Here is a 17126-nt window from a genome sequence, read left to right on the forward strand (position 1 = left end):
AAGCCTTATAATTACAGCTAAATATACGAAAAAAGGAGTAGAGAAAATACGTTTTCTACTCCTTTTTATAACCATTCATAAACAATTTATTACTGAAAAGACTTTTTCAGCGCCCTCGTTGCGACTAATGGTTTTCTATTTTTATAAATCGAAATTTATAACTATTTCAAGCTTCCCACCATATTCTCTGGTTTTACCCAAGCATCAAAATCTTCTGGAGAAACATAACCCAAACGAACAGCTTCTTCTTTTAAAGTAGTTCCGTTTTTGTGTGCTGTTTGAGCAATTTCAGCTGATTTATAATAGCCAATTTTAGTATTCAAAGCGGTAACTAGCATCAAGGAATTGTTGACCAATTCTTCGATACGTTTGTAGTTGGGTTCGATTCCGCTGGCGCAATGTTCGTCAAAAGAAAGACAGGCATCGCCCAACAATCGTGCCGATTGCAGGAAGTTGGCCGCCATCAAGGGTTTGAAAACGTTCAATTCATAATGACCTTGCATGCCTCCAACAGCAATCGCCACGTCATTTCCCATTACTTGCGCGCAAACCATCGTCAAAGCTTCGCATTGCGTTGGGTTCACTTTTCCCGGCATAATGGAGGAACCCGGTTCGTTTTCCGGAATGATGATTTCACCAATTCCTGAACGTGGTCCAGAAGCCAGCATACGAACATCATTTGCGATTTTATTTAATGAAACCGCTAATTGTTTTAATGCTCCGTGAGTTTCCACAATAGCATCATGAGCCGCCAAAGCTTCGAATTTGTTGGGAGCGGTTACAAAAGGATGTCCCGTGAATTTGGCAATATATTCGGCTACTTTTACATCGTAGCCAGCAGGTGTATTCAATCCCGTTCCCACGGCTGTTCCTCCCAAAGCCACTTCGGATAAGTGTGCCAAGGTATTTTTAACGGCCTTCAAGCCATAACTCAATTGCGCCGCATATCCTGAAATTTCTTGTCCTAATGTTAATGGAGTGGCATCCATTAAATGGGTACGACCAATTTTTACAACATTATTAAATTCGGCTGCTTTTGCTACTAATGTTTCTCTTAATTTTTCGACACCGGGAATTGTGGTTTCCACAACAGCTTTGTAAGCTGCAATGTGCATTCCTGTTGGGAATGTGTCATTAGAAGATTGAGATTTGTTTACATCGTCATTGGCTTTGATATATTGTTCGCCTTCGCCAATAGCAAATCCTTTTAATACATGGGCACGATTAGCAATGACTTCATTGACGTTCATATTGCTTTGCGTTCCCGAACCTGTTTGCCAAATCACGAGCGGAAATTCATCGGCTAGTTTTTCAGCAAGGATTTCGTCGCAAACTACAGCAATAGCATCCCGTTTTTCGATAGTCAGCACTCCTAAATCACAATTGGCGTAAGCCGCTGCTTTTTTTAAATAGGCAAAACCTTCGATGATTTCTTTTGGCATTGAAGCGGATGGTCCAATTTTGAAGTTGTTTCTGGAACGTTCCGTTTGTGCTCCCCAATACTTGTAGGCAGGAACTTGCACTTCACCCATAGTATCTTTTTCTATCCTGTATTTCATTTTGTTATTTATTTGTGAAGTATATTTATTTTTAAGTCATTTAATTTTTCTAACATATTTTAAGAAAAAGTCGTAAAATTATTACCCAAATTTAGTGATTACTGTGCTTTTAAAAAAAAATATTATCAACTATTTATTGGTAAGAAAAAATATAAAACATACATTTGTGGCTACATTCAAAAATTCCGGAAAAAATGTTTGATTTTACACAGTATTTAGGTTTTTTACTTTTCTTAACCGTCCTTACAATAGGGTTTTGGTTAATGTTTTTCTTAGTTGGTTTCGTGTCCTATTGGGTTGGAGGTGCTACTTGGGAAGCTTATAAAGAAAGAAAAGCAAAAAAGAAAGCAGAACAATCAGTTTAGATTGATTGTCAAATAAAAAAAGGATTCGTGAAAACGAATCCTTTTTTTTAGATATTTAGAAGAGAGGATGTCTCCTAATATAATGGGGGCATCCTCTTTTTTGATATTAAGTTATTATTAGTGACCTCCACCAATCTCAATTTCATTGGCAATTCCTTGTTTTTTAAGTATTTCAAAAACATACCAGCCGTAAAAAGCAATGAAACCAAAACACAAAACAGGTACAAAATAAGAATTATGTATACCAATAATATCAGATAATTTTCCTTGTAATGGTGGGATAATACCACCACCTAAAATCATCATTACTAAAAAGGCGGAACCTTGAGATGTATATTTTCCTAATCCAGCAATTGCAAGTGAGAAAATTGAAGGCCACATAATACTTAGAAATAAGCCACCGCTAAGAAATGCAAATGTAGCTATGATGCCTGTTGTAAATAATCCTATTAGCATAGCTGCCATTCCCATAATACCAAAAATCAATAGTGTTCTTGATGGATGATCTTTTCCTAAAAAGAAACCTGCGATTTGAAAAACTATTACAAAAGCATAAGCGTACAATGGAGTTACATCTTGACCTGAGATTGCATTTGCCGCTAAAACTACTCCAAATGCTAAATAGGGAACAGCGATAAGAAGTATTTTTTTAAGTTGAGAAGATGGATTGAAAACTGAGATAGCACCTGCCCAGCGACCAATCATTAAGCTTCCCCAATACATTGACATAAATGGAGCCAATGCTGCACCTGTAATTTTACCAAAATCTGCTGTTTTTAATAATTCCCCTAGATTACTTCCTATTGTTACTTCTACTCCAACATAAGTAAAAAGTGCCAACATACCCAAAACTAATTGAGGGTATCTCATAGCTCCCCAACCTTCTGAATTTTTTTGAGCAGATTTATTTGCAAATAATAAACCAAAAACTACTACAACTAATGTAGAAAATGACAAACCTAATCCTAAGTAATCTTTACCTTTATTAGTGATAAATTGTTCAATAAAATTGGGGTCTTCATAGCGTGAAAAAATATAACCAAAAATTGCTATTAAAATAACAGTTATGACTATTAATGTAGTTTGTGCTTTGTTGGCAGATTCAAATGTTGAATCACTTTTACCAGCTGGCAGTTTTTTTGAAAAATAAAATAAGGCTGCAGCCAATAAAAATAAGCCACCAACACATAAATAAAGGATTCTCATAGAATCTAAAGATTCTGGTTTTTTTGCAAACTCAGTGATATCTACACCAGTTACTACACCGAATAAAGCAAAAGAAACAACTATTGGTCCAATTGTAGTTCCTAATGAATTAATTCCACCGGCCAAATTTAATCTGCTTGAAGCAGAATGTGGCTCACCTAAAGAGGCAGCAAATGGTTGTGCGGAGGTTTGTTGTAATGAAAAACCTAGTGCCACTACAAATAATGCAGCAAGGATTAAGGCATAACTACCTTGTGTAACTGCAAAAATCATAAAGATTGCGCCAATAGTACTTATAAGAAGCCCATTAATAATGCCCTTTTTGAATCCCCAATCGTTAAGAATGTCTTTTTTTAATGAACTGCTTAAAATAAATAGAAATAATGCACCTATGTAATATGCTCCATAAAAAGCGAAATCAATTAGCTGGCTTTGAAATTGATCTAAGCCAAATTTGGCTTTACAAAATGGGATAAATACTCCATTTGAAGCTCCGATAAATCCCCAAAAGAAAAATACTGTAATAAGCGTATAAAGCGCAGAATTGTTAGACTTTGTTTGTTCTGAATTCATAATTTTAAATTGGTTAATAGTTTAATGTGATTATATATTTGTATTGCAAGACAGTAAATATATAGGGAAAGTGAATTAAAAAAAAATAAATTGTAACAAATATTGTTAAATATATTTATTCTAAAAAGTAACGATCCGATAATCCCTATTTTAAAACCCACTATTTTTTAGTACTTTTGCAAAAATTTTATAAAATACAATTTATGTTATCTATCAATAATTTATCAGTTCAGTTTGGCAAAAGAATTTTGTTTGACGAAGTAAATACGGTCTTTACAAACGGTAATATTTACGGAGTTATTGGTGCAAACGGAGCTGGAAAATCTACTTTTCTTAAAATAATAGCTGGTGATATGGATCCTACATCAGGGAACATTCACTTGGAACCCGGAAAACGGATGTCGGTTTTAAACCAAAACCACAACATGTTTGACCAACATACAGTTCTGGAAACGGTGATGATGGGCAACAAGGTTTTGTATAAAATTAAAACCGAAATGGATGCTTTGTATTTAGATTATTCTGATGAAAATGCAGACAGAATAGGGGAGTTGCAAGTGCAATTCGAAGAATTAAATGGCTGGAATGCCGAGTCTGATGCAGCTTCTATGCTTTCCAATCTTGGAATTACCGAAGAAAACCATTACACTTTAATGGGCGATTTAGAAGGGAAAATAAAAGTTCGTGTGCTTTTGGCGCAAGCGCTTTTTGGAAATCCTGATTTGCTTATTATGGATGAGCCTACGAATGATTTGGATTTTGAAACCATTGCTTGGTTAGAAAATTTCTTAGCCAATTATGAAAACACAGTAATTGTAGTTTCTCACGACAGACACTTTTTAGATGCTGTTTGTACCCATATTTCGGATATTGATTTCAGCAAAATAAACCATTATTCAGGAAATTATACTTTTTGGTATGAATCCAGTCAATTAGCGGCCAAACAACGTGCACAACAAAACAAAAAAGCCGAGGAAAAGAAACAAGAATTAGAAGAGTTTATCCGACGTTTTTCTGCGAATGTGGCCAAATCAAAGCAAGCTACATCTCGTAAAAAGATGATTTCAAAGTTGAATATTTCCGAGATAAAACCATCAAGCCGTCGTTATCCTGCAATCATTTTTGACCAAGAGCGTGAAGCGGGAGATCAGATTTTGAACGTTCAAAACCTAAGTGCTTCCATAGAAGGTGATGTTTTATTTAAAGGTGTTGATTTGAATATGGCTAAAGGCGATAAAATCGTTCTTTTTTCGAAAGATTCTCGTGCAACAACCGCTTTTTATGAAATCCTTAACGGAAATCAAAAACCAGATTCTGGAACTTTTGATTGGGGAGTTACCACAATTCAAGCGTATTTACCTGCCGAAAATCATTCTTTTTTCGAAAGTGATGATTCTCTTGTAGACTGGTTGCGCCAATGGGTAAAAACCGAAGAAGAACGTGACGAAGTTAATATTCGCAGTTTCTTGGGAAAAATGATTTTCTCTGGAGAAGAAGCCTTGAAAACCTGTCGAGTTTTATCTGGAGGCGAAAAAGTGAGATGTATGTTGTCTCGAATGATGATGCAACGTGCCAATGTTTTGATGCTAGACGAACCTACAAATCACTTGGATTTAGAGTCGATTACGGCATTTAACAATTCACTTAAAAACTTTAAAGGTTCAGTGATTTTTACCACTCACGATCACGAGTTTTCGCAAACTGTGGCCAATAGAGTTATCGAATTAACGCCAAACGGAGCAATCGATCGTTATATGACTTTTGATGAATATCTTGATAACGAAAGCGTTCAAGAATTAAGAACAAAAATGTATTCGTAATATTTTAGACTTACGAAATTAAATTTATAACTTCCCGTTACATTGTAACGGGATTTTTTTTGCGAATTTTATGCAGAAAGCAAATTATAAATTTCAAAAAATAGTATATCTTTACATCCCAAACAACACTTCATTATGAGTCAAAAAATATTGCTCACTTCAAAGGAAGTCAATATCATTCTGCACCGTTTGGCCTGTCAGTTAATCGAAAAACATCTTGATTTTTCGGATACAATTTTGATTGGAATTCAACCACGTGGTACTTTCTTAGCGGAGCGATTAAAAGATTTGTTGGAAAAAGAATATAAAATTCCAAACATTGCTTTGGGATATTTAGACATCACTTTCTTTAGAGATGATTTCCGCAGAACCAACAAACCATTGGAAGCAAATAGAACCCAAATAGATTTTATCGTCGAAAATAAAAAAGTCGTTTTCATAGACGATGTCTTATATACAGGTCGAAGTATTCGATCCGCTTTGACAGCGATTCAATCCTTTGGAAGACCATCCGAAATAGAGTTATTGGTACTTATTGACCGACGTTTTAGCCGTCATTTGCCTATTCAGCCCGATTATCGTGGTCGACAGGTTGATGCCATTAATGATGAAAAAGTTAAGGTATGTTGGAAAGAACAAGACGGTGAAGATGCCGTTTATTTAATTAATAAATAAGAGTAAAATGAGCGAGTTAAGTGTAAATCATTTATTGGGAATTAAATATATCAACAAGCAAGATATTGACCTTATTTTTGAAACCGCCGATCATTTTAAAGAAGTTATAAATCGTCCCATAAAAAAAGTACCTTCACTTAGAGATATCACGATCGCTAACATTTTCTTCGAAAATAGCACCAGAACCAAACTCTCTTTTGAATTAGCACAAAAACGTTTATCGGCTGACGTTATTAGCTTTTCAGCAGCGCAATCATCAGTAAAAAAAGGGGAAACCCTTATTGATACCGTAAATAATATTCTTTCGATGAAAGTGGATATGGTGGTAATGCGACATTCTAATCCTGGTGCGGCTCATTTCTTGTCCCAAAACGTAAAAGCAAGCATTGTAAACGCAGGAGACGGAGCACACGAACACCCAACGCAAGCTTTATTGGACAGTTATTCCATCAGAGAAAAACTGGGCGATGTAGCAGGAAAAAAAGTGGTAATCGTAGGCGATATTTTGCATTCCAGAGTAGCACTTTCCAATATTTACGCTTTGCAAATGCAAGGTGCTCAAGTTAAAGTTTGTGGTCCAAAAACATTGATTCCAAGATATATTGAATCACTTGGAGTTACGGTAGAGCCTAATTTACGCAAGGCGCTAGAATGGTGTGACGTAGCCAATATGTTGCGTGTTCAAAACGAGAGAATGGACGTGAATTTTTTTCCTTCGACTAGGGAATATGCCCAGCAATATGGATTGGACAAAACCTTGCTGGATTCACTAAACAAGGAAATCATAATTATGCACCCGGGACCCATTAATCGTGGTGTGGAAATAACATCGGATGTTGCCGATTCTAAACAATCGGTGATTTTGAATCAGGTTGAAAATGGAGTTGCGATTCGGATGGCAGTAATTTATTTGTTGGCTTCAAAAATTCAGTAATATTCGAACCTTCGGATTTAAAATAACCCAAATTTTCTTTGTAAATTAGCTATGTTTAAATTTTCAACACAATGAAAGTAGATCAAAAAGGACATACTATTTGTATAAAAGATACTCAAGGTGATTTGGCTTCATATTTGATGAAAGTGACCCATGAGTATAAAACTTTTGAAAAATATAATATTATTATTGATATTAGAAAGCATAAAAACCTTTCAGTGGCAGCAATTAATGGATTTATGCCACTTTCAAAAATTCACAAAAAGGCCAAAAAATCATTTGTTATAGTTACTTCTGACCTTGACCATAATGCCGTTTCAGATAAACTCGCTGTGGTTCGGTCAATTCAAGAAGCCCACGATATTATTGAGATGGAGGAAATAGAAAGAGATTTAGGATTTTAAATAGGTTAATTGTTTATTCGTTTAATTGTTTAATCGAATTCATAGGACCTTTAACGATTAACCAAATAACCGATTAACCGAATAAATTTTAATTTTGAACTTAACCATCCTCGGCTGTTATGCAGCAACTCCAAGAACTTTTACGAATCCCACTTCACAGGTTTTAGAAATCAAAAACAGGTTGTTTCTAATTGATTGTGGCGAGGGAACTCAAGTGCAGTTGCGCAAAAACAAAATCAGGTTTTCGAGAATCAATCATGTTTTTATTTCCCATTTGCACGGAGATCACTTTTTTGGTTTGGTGGGCTTGGTTTCTACATTTATGTTGCTCAATCGAATAACCGACTTGCATATTTATGGTCCAAAAGGAATCAAGGAAATTATTAATCTGCAATTGCGATTATCGAATTCCTGGCCTAATTATGGGTTGCTTTTTCACGAATTAGAATCTAAAGAAAGTGAAATTGTTTTTGAAGATGATAAAGTAATAGTCAAAACAATCCCTTTAAAACATAGGGTTTACACCAATGGTTTTTTATTTCAGGAAAAAGTAGGCGACAGAAAATTAGATATGAATGCCGTTCAAAACTATGAAATTGATAAATGTTATTACCAAAAAATAAAAAACGGAAAAGACATCATATTAGATGATGGACGAGTTATCGAGAACCATAAATTGACTTTTGATCCAATTCCGGTTAAGAGTTATGCGTTTTGTTCGGACACGGTTTATGATGAAAGCATTATTCCATATATCAAAGAAGTCGATGTTTTGTATCACGAATCCACTTTTTTGGATTCAGAAGAAGTTTTGGCAGGAAAAACGATGCATTCCACAGCCAAAGAAGCCGCAACTATTGCTTTGAAAGCAAATGTCAAGCAATTGATAATGGGACATTATTCTACACGATACGACAGTATCGAACTCTTTAAAGAACAAGCCGAAACTATTTTTCCTAACATTCTTTTAGCCGATGATGGAAAATCATTTGAGTTTTGATTTAATAAATAAAAATTAGTTTGAGTATTTTTGCAATTCAAGAATAAAATAAAGCAATGGAAGATTTAAGCGATTACAGAAAATCTTATGATAAAAATGAACTTTTGGAAACTAATATTCCGGAAGATCCAATTAATTTATTCAATAAATGGTTTCATGAAGTAGAAGATTTTGGAGGCGATGATGAAGTTAATGCAATGACAGTTTCTACTTTTGGTTTGGACGGTTTTCCAAAAGCTCGTGTTCTACTCTTAAAACAATTTACCTACGAAGGGTTTATTTTTTACACTAATTACAATTCCGAAAAGGGTAGGGCTATTGCCAATAATCCTAATGTTTGCCTTTCCTTTTTTTGGTCTTCACTCGAACGACAAGTTATTATTAAAGGAGTTGCGGAGAAAACTTCGGAGAATATTTCCGATGGTTATTTTGAATCCAGACCAACCGGAAGCAAATTAGGAGCCATTGTTTCTAATCAAAGCGAGATAATTCCTTCCAGAACTGTTTTGGAAGAAGGTTTAAAACAATTGGAAAAAGATTTCGAAGGAAAAGAAATTCCAAGACCAAAATTTTGGGGTGGATTTTTAGTTCGTCCAGTAGAAGTTGAATTTTGGCAAGGAAGACCAAATAGATTACACGATAGAATTCGCTATCATTTGCAAGAGGATTATTCTTGGAAAATTGACCGACTTGCACCCTAAAATTGCAATTTACTTAGTATTTTATTAGGTCATAATTTAATCATAGCTATATTTTAATTTATTTGTAAGAAAATTATATGTAAATTACTTTTTATTGTGTATTTAGTCGATTTTATTTGTTATTTAATCGGTAATTGTTATATATTTACTCAATAAAATTATAACAACAGTATCAATTAGAAAGAATTTAAAAAGTTTGCCCCACAATCTACTTTAAAAACTTAACCTACTTTATACAAAATAATAATTGAGGATTTTGTTGTTAATTAATTAGTTAGAAAAACCGCTTTCCCTAGAAGCGGTTTTTTTATTTAAATAATTCTTAAATTTAATTTAAAAACCTTAATTTATTGTTAGATTTACGAAATAAATAAGTGATTTTTTAAATTAAAGCTAAAATTATTATGAATATTAAGTATCGGCTAACCTTGATGAGTTTCCTTCAATTCTTTGTTTGGGGAGCTTGGCTAATTACAATTGCAAATTTCTGGTTTGGGACTAAAAGTTGGGACGGGACACAATTTGGCTTAGTTTTCGGAACAATGGGAGTTACATCTTTATTTATGCCGACTCTAACAGGAATAATTGCCGACAGATGGATAAATGCAGAAAAATTGTATGGAATTTTACATATTTTATATGCTACAGTCTTGTTTTGTTTGCCACAAGTTACAACTCCAACTAATTTCATTTATGTAATGCTATTGGCAATGTGTTTTTATATGCCAACGATTGCTTTGAGTAATTCTATTTCATTTACAGCACTTAAATTGAATAATAAAGACATTGTTAAGGATTATCCGCCCATTCGAGTTTGGGGTACCGTTGGTTTTATTGTTGCTATGTGGATTACAAATTTAACAGGCAATAAAGCAACTGCCTATCAATTTTATATTGCTGGAATTGCAGCACTAATTTTGGGTATTTACGCTTTTACTTTACCAAAATGTAAACCACAACGATTAATAAAAGAAAATGCCTCGTTGGGGGAAACTCTAGGCCTAGAATCCTTTAAACTATTTGCTAATTATAAAATGGCATTATTCTTTATTTTTTCTATGTTTTTAGGTGGTGCATTACAACTTACAAATGCATATGGCGATGTTTTTTTAGATGAATTTAAAAACATACCTGAATATTCGGATTCATTTGTAGTAAAATATTCCACAATAATATTGTCCATTTCTCAAATTTCTGAAACGCTTTTTATCTTGGCAATTCCTTTTTTCTTAAGACGTTTCGGTATTAAGCAAGTAATGTTAATATCAATGTTTGCTTGGGTTTTACGCTTTGGTTTGTTTGCTTTTGGTAATCCAAATGGTGGTTTGTGGATGATTATTATGTCGTGTATTGTTTACGGAATGGCATTTGATTTCTTTAATATTTCTGGTTCATTATTTGTTGAAACAAATACGGATTCTAAAAATCGATCTTCTGCACAAGGGTTGTTTATGATGATGACAAATGGAGTGGGAGCGGTATTAGGCAGTTTTACTTCTGGTTGGGCAATAGATAAATTCTTTACCCACAATGGCGTTAGAGACTGGCACAGTATATGGTTAAGTTTTGCGGGTTACGCTTTGGTAATTGCGATAGCTTTTGCAATTTTATTTAAGTACAAACACAATCCTGATGAAATGGAAAAAATAAGTCATTAGTGAATTTTTTTATATTTTAAACCCGATAAGTTTTTGAGATTTATCGGGTTTTTTAGTTTTAGAAAGCTTCCAACATAGGAAACTGAAAGCTTTGAAAAAAATATGTAAAATAAAATGTCTTAATTAATTAAAAATGCTGGACAATTAGAAAATATAATGGCATCCCCACCGTAATATTAATAGGGAAAGTAACAGCAAGTGCCATTGGTAAATAAAGACCCGGATTAGATTGTGGTACCGTTATTTTCATTGCAGCAGGAACGGCTATATATGATGCACTTGCAGCTAAAATGGCAAACATAAATCTATTTGTAATATCTGTTGTTACTAAAGAACTTAACATCGCAAACACACAACCATTAACTAATGGGATTATTATTGCAAATAGAAATGGAAATAATCCAAAAGAAAAAAACGATTTAAGCTTTCTACCACTTGTTATGCCCATATCTAAAAGGAAAATAGCAAGAAATCCTTTAAATAAATCGTTTGTAAATGGCTTGATTCCTTCAGCTTGCTTAGCACTTGCCAAGAAACCGATAACTAAACTGCCGAGTATAAGTAAAACACTGCCATTAGTTAATGAATGTTTTATTACTTCTGGAATTTTAATGTTTTTAGAAATGCCTTCTTTGTTAAAAATTGTTAATAAAACTAAGCTAATTATTATGGCTGGAGATTCCATCAAAGCCATAATGGCTACCATATGACCATGAAGAGTTAGTTGTTGCGATTCGAGATAAGAAACTGCTGTTACAAAGGTTACTGCGCTTACTGAGCCATAAGCCGCCGCTATGGCACTAGAATCAAACACATTTAATTTTCTTTTTAGAATAAAGAAGGTATAGAAAGGTATTAGTAATGAAATACCAATACCAAATAGCATTGACCATCCAATTTCACTTGTAAATGCTTCGTGTGATAATTCTTGACCACCCTTAAAACCTATAGCGAACAATAAATATAGAGAGATAAATTTTGATGAGTTAGGTGGAATTTCTAAATCGCTTTTTAAATAAACTGCGATAATGCCTAGCACAAAGAATAATAGTGCAGGATTAGTTAGATTTTCTAGAAGTAAATTGAAGTTCATTTGTTTATTTTTTTAAATTGTTTAATTAAAATTTTATAAAGTTAGTCAGTAAAATCTAATTTGACGGTTTCTGATATTATATGGCTCCCACTATTTTTGTTTTACCTTAGCTTTACAATTCTTTTAAAATTTAGCTTTTAGCTCTTTTATGGGCAATGGTGTTTCTACTATTATTCTGTGCTACTAATTTTACAAAAACTAATGTTTACCACTGATTTTATTTCAATCATACTTTCTCCTATTGTTTCTTCTTTCATTAAGGTTAAAATAGATTCTAGACTTTCCTTTAATTTCGGAATTCTTTCCATAGCCATCTTGTCTTCTTTTCCAAATCGTTCCATAGAACTAAAATTTTTCAGTTGATGGAACTGTATTTTACTTGAATACAAATTTCTTAATAATTCAAATGCATCATCAGATGAAAAATGTCCATCTATTAAGGTTATTGTCTTACTACTGTTCATTACCATAGTTTTTTATTATTAGTTTAAAATTTGCAGACTTTCCGCTTATTTTTAATTTGACATTGCAAAGTTGTGAATTATTATTTATTAGTTTTTATTTATATTTGTAATGTAATCCATTAAAATAATTTATGAACTACACTTTAAATCAACTACAGATATTTCTTAAAATCGTACAAACGCAAAGCGTAACTAAGGCTTCTGAAGAGTTACACTTGACACAACCTGCTGTATCTATTCAACTTAAAAATTTTCAAGGCCAATTTGATATTCCCCTGACCGAAGTAGTGGGCAGAAAGATATATATCACAGATTTTGGGAGAGAAATCGCCGAAGCAGCAGAAAATATTATCAATCAAGTAAACGCCATCAACAACAAAACATTTGCTTATAAAGGTCAGTTGACAGGTAAGTTAAAAATTTCTGTGGTATCAACCGGCAAATATGTGATGCCTTATTTTTTGGCTGATTTTATGGGGCAACATCCTGGAGTAGAATTATTAATGGACGTTACCAATAAAAACAAAGTAGTGAAAAGTTTAGAAAACAATGAAGTAGATTTTGCACTGGTTTCTATTTTGCCAACTAAGCTAAATATTCAGAAACTTGATCTACTCCAAAATAAATTATATCTAGTTGGCAACACCACAAAAAAATTTGAAAAGGGTATTAAAACCAAAGACATATTCAAAGAATTGCCTTTAATTTTTAGAGAAAAAGGCTCAGGCACAAGACAAACTATGGAAAATTTTATCGAACGAAATGATGTTTCTGTTCTAAAAAAAATGGAACTTACTACCAATGAGGCTGTCAAACAAGCTTTATTGGCGGGATTAGGGTATTCAATTATGCCATTGATAGGAATAAAAAGAGAATTACATAATGATGAATTGCAAATAATTCCTGTACAAGGACTGCCTATTAAAACAATTTGGAGTTTAATTTGGCTAAAAGGAAAAAATCATTCTCCCGTTTGTGTCTCTTTTTTGGAATATTTAAAAAAAGAGAAAGAACATATTGTTCAAGATAAATTTAACTGGTATGAAGAATATTAGTTAAAGGATGGTTAGTTTAATGCAATACCCACAATAAATCCTACCCATAGCTTCTTATTGTAAATCCAAACTTCCCGATCAGAATTCAGCAGGGAATCAAATCCGACAGCAATCCCAAAACTGGCTATATTAGATTCTATAAAACCTGCAAATCCTGTTTGAATAATCATTCCACTATATTCATCGGTAACTTTATTCTGCGTGGTAAACGGACTGATTAGGGTAGCTCCGGGTCCTGCAAAAAGGCCAAAATCATATCCTCGATTATTTATTTTATTGTGACTCTTGCCTAAAGGATTCATTCTGCTTACTATATTGTAACTGTCATGCCTCCATCCGGCATATAAAGCAATATTGAAGTCTGTAGTCATTTGTCCCGGCAATCCATAAACAGATGGACGATATTTTAAAAGAATCGCGGTAATATCAATGTCAAGACTTTTTTTCTTAAAAACTATAGGGCTAACCAGAATACTGTCCGAAGGTTTTAGGGGAATAGTCAGAAATGCATTTTTTTCAGGCTGTTTTTTTGTTTCATGATATACATCAATCTTTTCATCTGTTACATCTACATAAACGTTTTGGTCACTTTTTGGTTTCGATTCAAATTTGTAATATCCACTGTTGAATCCGTGCATGGAAGCCTTCTCCAATGTATTGCATGAGGTAAGAAACACAATAAGTGCAACAGATATAATAATGTATTTATAAATGATCTTCATAAATTGAATTATTAATTAAAATAATTTCATTGTTATCCATAATTAAAAGTCTACTAAATTAAAATTAAGAGGCAAGATATTAAATTAACTAACTGTTTGCTAAAAAGTTAAATCTATCAAAGATACGATTTAATGTTGGATTTTACGAAAACTAAGCTTTTAAAACCAATGAAATTTACCTGTCAAAAAGAATAACAGAAATTGCAATCAATATTGGCAATAGTAATTATCTCTTAGTTTTTTTGTGGTTGTTGGGGAGTCATTAGGAAACCGATTTTATATGATAAACCCAAAAGAAAGGTTTTTTTGAAATTTGTCAGGATTTTAGTTTTATAAAGCTTCCAGCCTTTGGAAGGCTGGAAGCTTTGCTATCTGGTTTTTTGTGGTTTTAGGGGAGTCATTAGGAAGCCGGAATGTGGACAAACGAGCGCCAGTGGGATAATTGCATTTTGAGATCGCTGTTCGTTTGGTTTTAAATCTTGCATTTCTTAGTATTTATGCTGGTTATTGTGGCATTTTGTTGTGGGTACGAAGTCGGGAGACTTCGCACAGCTGGGGCATTTTGTTGTGGGTACGAAGTCGGGTGACTTCGCACAGCTGGGGTCATTAGGAAACCGATTTTATATGATAAACCCAAAAGAAAGGTTTTTTTGAAATTTGTCAGGATTTTAGTTTTATAAAGCTTCCAGCCTTTGGAAGGCTGGAAGCTTTGCTATCTGGGTTTTTTGTGGTTTTAGGGGGGGGCATTAGGAAGCCGGAATGTGGACAAACGAGCACCAGTGGGATAATTGCATTTTGAGATCGCTGTTCGTTTGGTTTTAAATCTTACATTTCTTAGTATTTATGCTGGTTATTGTGGCATTTTGTTGTGGGTACGAAGTCGGGAGACTTCGCACAGCTGGGTTTTTATTGCGGCATTCTGTGTGGGCACGAAGTCGGGAGACTTCGCACAGCTGGTTCCAATATCTCAAAAAATATTCAAACTTTTCTGGTGAATGAAAGTCTTCAACTTTTAACTCATCTAAGCGCTCAATCAATTTGAAATATTGCACTTGATTTATTTCTTTATCTCTGTTATATTGCTCTATTGATTCAACTCCAAATTGATCAATATCATTTATTAAAATATCTTTTTTCTCCATTTAATTAAAATTTAAAAAATATAGTTTGGAACTATCGAACTTCTATTTTCAATAAATAAATCATTAACAAAATTTGAGTTTAATACAAAATTCGCAATCTTGTAAAACAGCATACTTCGCACAGCTGGGATACGAAGTCGGGAGACTTCGCACAGCGCAGGACTTCGCACAGCGTAGGGAGTCATTAGGAAACCGATTTTATATGATAAACCCAAAAGAAAGGTTTTTTTGAAATTTGTCAGGATTTTAGTTTTATAAAGCTTCCAGCCTTTGGAAGGCTGGAAGCTTTGCTATCTGGTTTTTTGTGGTTTTAGGGGAGCTATTAGGAAGCCGGAATGTGGACAAACGAGCGCCAGTGGGATAATTGCATTTTGAGATTGCTGTTCGTTTGGTTTTAAATCTTGCATTTCTTAGTATTTATGCTGGTTATTGTGGCATTTTGTTGTGGGTACGAAGTCGGGTGACTTCGTACAGCGAGGTACGAAGTCGGGAGACTTCGCACAGCTGGGATTTTATGCCAAAAAGTGAAGCAAAACACGAGAAAACCAAGCTCAAACTACTCCCAAAAAAAAGAGGACTCTAAATCCTCTTGTTATTAGCTCTCAAAACTTTACGATAACTCCATAGTGTTTACGGCATGCAATCGGTTCCGTTCAACACGAGTTTCATTGTTCGTTCTACGAACGCAACGAAACTCTAGCTGTTAGTGGCAGTTTATTTTTATTTTTGTTGTCAATTTTGTTTTAGTATTATACAAAAGTATCCCTTCTGTACTATTATCAAGTTGCTCAATAAGTTCACCGCTGTCATTCCATATTGAAGATTTTCCTGCACATTCATAACCGCCTGATTGTCCAATAAAATTTGCCATAAAAACAGTCATCTTGTGTTTCTTGGCAATGTTAGATAGTTTATATATGTCTTCGTCAATGCCATTAACTGAATTCAAAACACTAGCTATATAGATATTTGAATTATTCTGTTTGGCATTTTCAGAATGTTTTGGATCTGATAAATCATAACAAATTGCAGGTGCAATGATGTTTTCAATATCAAAGGGAATAATAATAGATTCATTTCCAACATTAAAAATTTCTGTTTCGCTTGGGAATAAATTTTGTTTTGAGTAGGTTATACGTTCTTTATTTGGTTGAAAAATAATCATACTTATAAATAGATTATTTTCTATTTTAGTTGGTATTCCACAACCAATAATGATTTTGTGATTATCACTCAATTTTTGAAAAGTGTAAAGTCTTTTGTCTGATTGTGTAGTTGCTATTTCTTTTGCTAAATCTGGTTCATAACCTGTTAGTGAAAGCTCTGGAAATACAATAATGTCAGCACTTTGCTCAATTGCAGCTTGAATAAATTGTTTATGAATTTCAATATTTTTGTCAATGTCACCTTTTTGAGGATTTGTTTGTCCGATACAAATTTTCATTTTTGTCTGTTATTTTTTTATGATGTCTTTTTGTCAAATTGCCACTAATGGGCGCGCGCTTGACGAAGTCGCTTGATTTCTTCAAGCGTCGAGTTGGGCGAAGGGTGCGCCCATTGGGCAAAAGGTGCTCGCGCCTTTTGCCCAACGTCAGTTCGTCTAAAAACCCTAAAACGAACTCAATTTTGTTAATCAGGGCGTAAATATATGTGATTTAAACTACAATTAAAATTCTTTGTTGAAAAACGGATTGTTCATTCTTAAAATAAAACAAGGCATAAAAAGCTTTAAAAATCGCTTTTATAGTCCCAAAA

Annotated in this window: 16 protein-coding genes; 9 read left to right on the top strand and 7 right to left on the bottom strand. The window is 33.7% G+C overall.

The window, feature by feature from the left end; all coding sequences use genetic code 11:
- Window positions 1–161 precede the first annotated feature (161 nt).
- Window positions 162–1559, bottom strand: a complete 1398-nt coding sequence (fumC, locus tag IR213_RS14805) for a class II fumarate hydratase (protein WP_194313076.1) — start codon at window positions 1557–1559, stop codon at window positions 162–164.
- Window positions 1560–1753: 194 nt separating this feature from the next.
- Between fumC and IR213_RS14810 the strand changes: the two genes are divergently transcribed.
- On the top strand, window positions 1754–1924 hold the full coding sequence (locus IR213_RS14810) for a hypothetical protein (RefSeq protein WP_194313077.1): 171 nt from the start codon (window positions 1754–1756) through the stop codon (window positions 1922–1924).
- A gap of 117 nt (window positions 1925–2041) precedes the next feature.
- Here the strand turns inward: IR213_RS14810 and IR213_RS14815 are convergent, their stop codons facing one another.
- On the bottom strand, window positions 2042–3703 hold the full coding sequence (locus IR213_RS14815) for an MFS transporter (protein WP_194313078.1): 1662 nt from the start codon (window positions 3701–3703) through the stop codon (window positions 2042–2044).
- Window positions 3704–3906: 203 nt separating this feature from the next.
- On the opposite strand from IR213_RS14815, the gene IR213_RS14820 reads away from it, so the two are divergent.
- The 7 genes from IR213_RS14820 to IR213_RS14850 all read left to right on the top strand — a co-directional run bounded on the left by IR213_RS14820 (window position 3907) and on the right by IR213_RS14850 (window position 10895).
- Window positions 3907–5523, top strand: coding sequence for an ABC-F family ATP-binding cassette domain-containing protein (locus IR213_RS14820; RefSeq protein WP_194313079.1), 1617 nt, complete (start codon window positions 3907–3909; stop codon window positions 5521–5523).
- A 135-nt stretch (window positions 5524–5658) separates the two neighbouring features.
- A complete protein-coding gene (gene pyrR / locus IR213_RS14825) occupies window positions 5659–6198 on the top strand; it encodes a bifunctional pyr operon transcriptional regulator/uracil phosphoribosyltransferase PyrR (RefSeq protein WP_194313080.1) in 540 nt (179 codons plus the stop codon).
- Between the two features lie 7 nt (window positions 6199–6205).
- On the top strand, window positions 6206–7132 hold the full coding sequence (locus IR213_RS14830; protein ID WP_194313081.1) for an aspartate carbamoyltransferase catalytic subunit: 927 nt from the start codon (window positions 6206–6208) through the stop codon (window positions 7130–7132).
- Between the two features lie 71 nt (window positions 7133–7203).
- A complete protein-coding gene (locus IR213_RS14835) occupies window positions 7204–7536 on the top strand; it encodes a ribonuclease Z (protein WP_194313082.1) in 333 nt (110 codons plus the stop codon).
- 94 nt (window positions 7537–7630) lie between these two features.
- Window positions 7631–8536 (top strand): ribonuclease Z, encoded by a 906-nt coding sequence (locus tag IR213_RS14840; protein WP_194313083.1) that lies wholly within the window; start codon window positions 7631–7633, stop codon window positions 8534–8536.
- Window positions 8537–8592: 56 nt separating this feature from the next.
- On the top strand, window positions 8593–9237 hold the full coding sequence (gene pdxH / locus IR213_RS14845) for a pyridoxamine 5'-phosphate oxidase (RefSeq protein ID WP_194313084.1): 645 nt from the start codon (window positions 8593–8595) through the stop codon (window positions 9235–9237).
- Between the two features lie 404 nt (window positions 9238–9641).
- Complete coding sequence (locus IR213_RS14850; protein WP_194313085.1) at window positions 9642–10895, top strand: nucleoside permease; 1254 nt, start codon at window positions 9642–9644, stop codon at window positions 10893–10895.
- 127 nt (window positions 10896–11022) lie between these two features.
- Here IR213_RS14850 and IR213_RS14855 read toward each other — a convergent pair whose 3' ends face one another.
- Together IR213_RS14855 and IR213_RS14860 are read right to left on the bottom strand one after the other, a co-directional pair.
- Window positions 11023–11988: a sodium-dependent bicarbonate transport family permease gene (locus IR213_RS14855; protein ID WP_194313086.1), complete on the bottom strand. Its 966-nt coding sequence runs from the start codon at window positions 11986–11988 to the stop codon at window positions 11023–11025.
- 170 nt (window positions 11989–12158) lie between these two features.
- Window positions 12159–12452, bottom strand: a complete 294-nt coding sequence (locus IR213_RS14860; protein ID WP_194313087.1) for a hypothetical protein — start codon at window positions 12450–12452, stop codon at window positions 12159–12161.
- A 131-nt stretch (window positions 12453–12583) separates the two neighbouring features.
- Here IR213_RS14860 and IR213_RS14865 point away from each other — a divergent pair, with 131 nt between their 5' ends.
- Window positions 12584–13507, top strand: coding sequence for a LysR family transcriptional regulator (locus IR213_RS14865; RefSeq protein WP_194313088.1), 924 nt, complete (start codon window positions 12584–12586; stop codon window positions 13505–13507).
- 11 nt (window positions 13508–13518) lie between these two features.
- Here IR213_RS14865 and IR213_RS14870 read toward each other — a convergent pair whose 3' ends face one another.
- The 3 genes from IR213_RS14870 to IR213_RS14880 form a co-directional block, all read right to left on the bottom strand.
- The gene (locus IR213_RS14870; RefSeq protein ID WP_194313089.1) at window positions 13519–14229 is read right to left on the bottom strand and encodes a hypothetical protein; all 711 of its coding nucleotides are present in this window, start codon (window positions 14227–14229) and stop codon (window positions 13519–13521) included.
- An 818-nt stretch (window positions 14230–15047) separates the two neighbouring features.
- The gene (locus IR213_RS14875; RefSeq protein WP_194313090.1) at window positions 15048–15371 is read right to left on the bottom strand and encodes a hypothetical protein; all 324 of its coding nucleotides are present in this window, start codon (window positions 15369–15371) and stop codon (window positions 15048–15050) included.
- A 703-nt stretch (window positions 15372–16074) separates the two neighbouring features.
- Window positions 16075–16815 (bottom strand): carbon-nitrogen hydrolase family protein, encoded by a 741-nt coding sequence (locus IR213_RS14880; RefSeq protein ID WP_194313091.1) that lies wholly within the window; start codon window positions 16813–16815, stop codon window positions 16075–16077.
- Window positions 16816–17126 lie beyond the last annotated feature (311 nt).

The sequence above is a fragment of the Flavobacterium soyangense genome (genome assembly GCF_015277675.1).
In the GTDB taxonomy this organism is placed as follows: Bacteria; Bacteroidota; Bacteroidia; order Flavobacteriales; family Flavobacteriaceae; genus Flavobacterium; species Flavobacterium soyangense.

What these genes read in the sequence shown, in the direction of transcription:
- IR213_RS14855 (WP_194313086.1), bottom strand. Translation starts at nt 11,988, where the DNA reads ATGAACTTCAATTTACTTCTAGAAAATCTAACTAATCCTGCACTATTA.
- IR213_RS14815 (WP_194313078.1), bottom strand. Translation starts at nt 3,703, where the DNA reads ATGAATTCAGAACAAACAAAGTCTAACAATTCTGCGCTTTATACGCTT.
- IR213_RS14870 (WP_194313089.1), bottom strand. Translation starts at nt 14,229, where the DNA reads ATGAAGATCATTTATAAATACATTATTATATCTGTTGCACTTATTGTG.
- IR213_RS14875 (WP_194313090.1), bottom strand. Translation starts at nt 15,371, where the DNA reads ATGGAGAAAAAAGATATTTTAATAAATGATATTGATCAATTTGGAGTT.
- pyrR (WP_194313080.1), top strand. Translation starts at nt 5,659, where the DNA reads ATGAGTCAAAAAATATTGCTCACTTCAAAGGAAGTCAATATCATTCTG.
- IR213_RS14830 (WP_194313081.1), top strand. Translation starts at nt 6,206, where the DNA reads ATGAGCGAGTTAAGTGTAAATCATTTATTGGGAATTAAATATATCAAC.
- IR213_RS14880 (WP_194313091.1), bottom strand. Translation starts at nt 16,815, where the DNA reads ATGAAAATTTGTATCGGACAAACAAATCCTCAAAAAGGTGACATTGAC.
- IR213_RS14820 (WP_194313079.1), top strand. Translation starts at nt 3,907, where the DNA reads ATGTTATCTATCAATAATTTATCAGTTCAGTTTGGCAAAAGAATTTTG.
- fumC (WP_194313076.1), bottom strand. Translation starts at nt 1,559, where the DNA reads ATGAAATACAGGATAGAAAAAGATACTATGGGTGAAGTGCAAGTTCCT.
- IR213_RS14835 (WP_194313082.1), top strand. Translation starts at nt 7,204, where the DNA reads ATGAAAGTAGATCAAAAAGGACATACTATTTGTATAAAAGATACTCAA.
- IR213_RS14810 (WP_194313077.1), top strand. Translation starts at nt 1,754, where the DNA reads ATGTTTGATTTTACACAGTATTTAGGTTTTTTACTTTTCTTAACCGTC.
- IR213_RS14850 (WP_194313085.1), top strand. Translation starts at nt 9,642, where the DNA reads ATGAATATTAAGTATCGGCTAACCTTGATGAGTTTCCTTCAATTCTTT.
- pdxH (WP_194313084.1), top strand. Translation starts at nt 8,593, where the DNA reads ATGGAAGATTTAAGCGATTACAGAAAATCTTATGATAAAAATGAACTT.
- IR213_RS14865 (WP_194313088.1), top strand. Translation starts at nt 12,584, where the DNA reads ATGAACTACACTTTAAATCAACTACAGATATTTCTTAAAATCGTACAA.
- IR213_RS14860 (WP_194313087.1), bottom strand. Translation starts at nt 12,452, where the DNA reads ATGAACAGTAGTAAGACAATAACCTTAATAGATGGACATTTTTCATCT.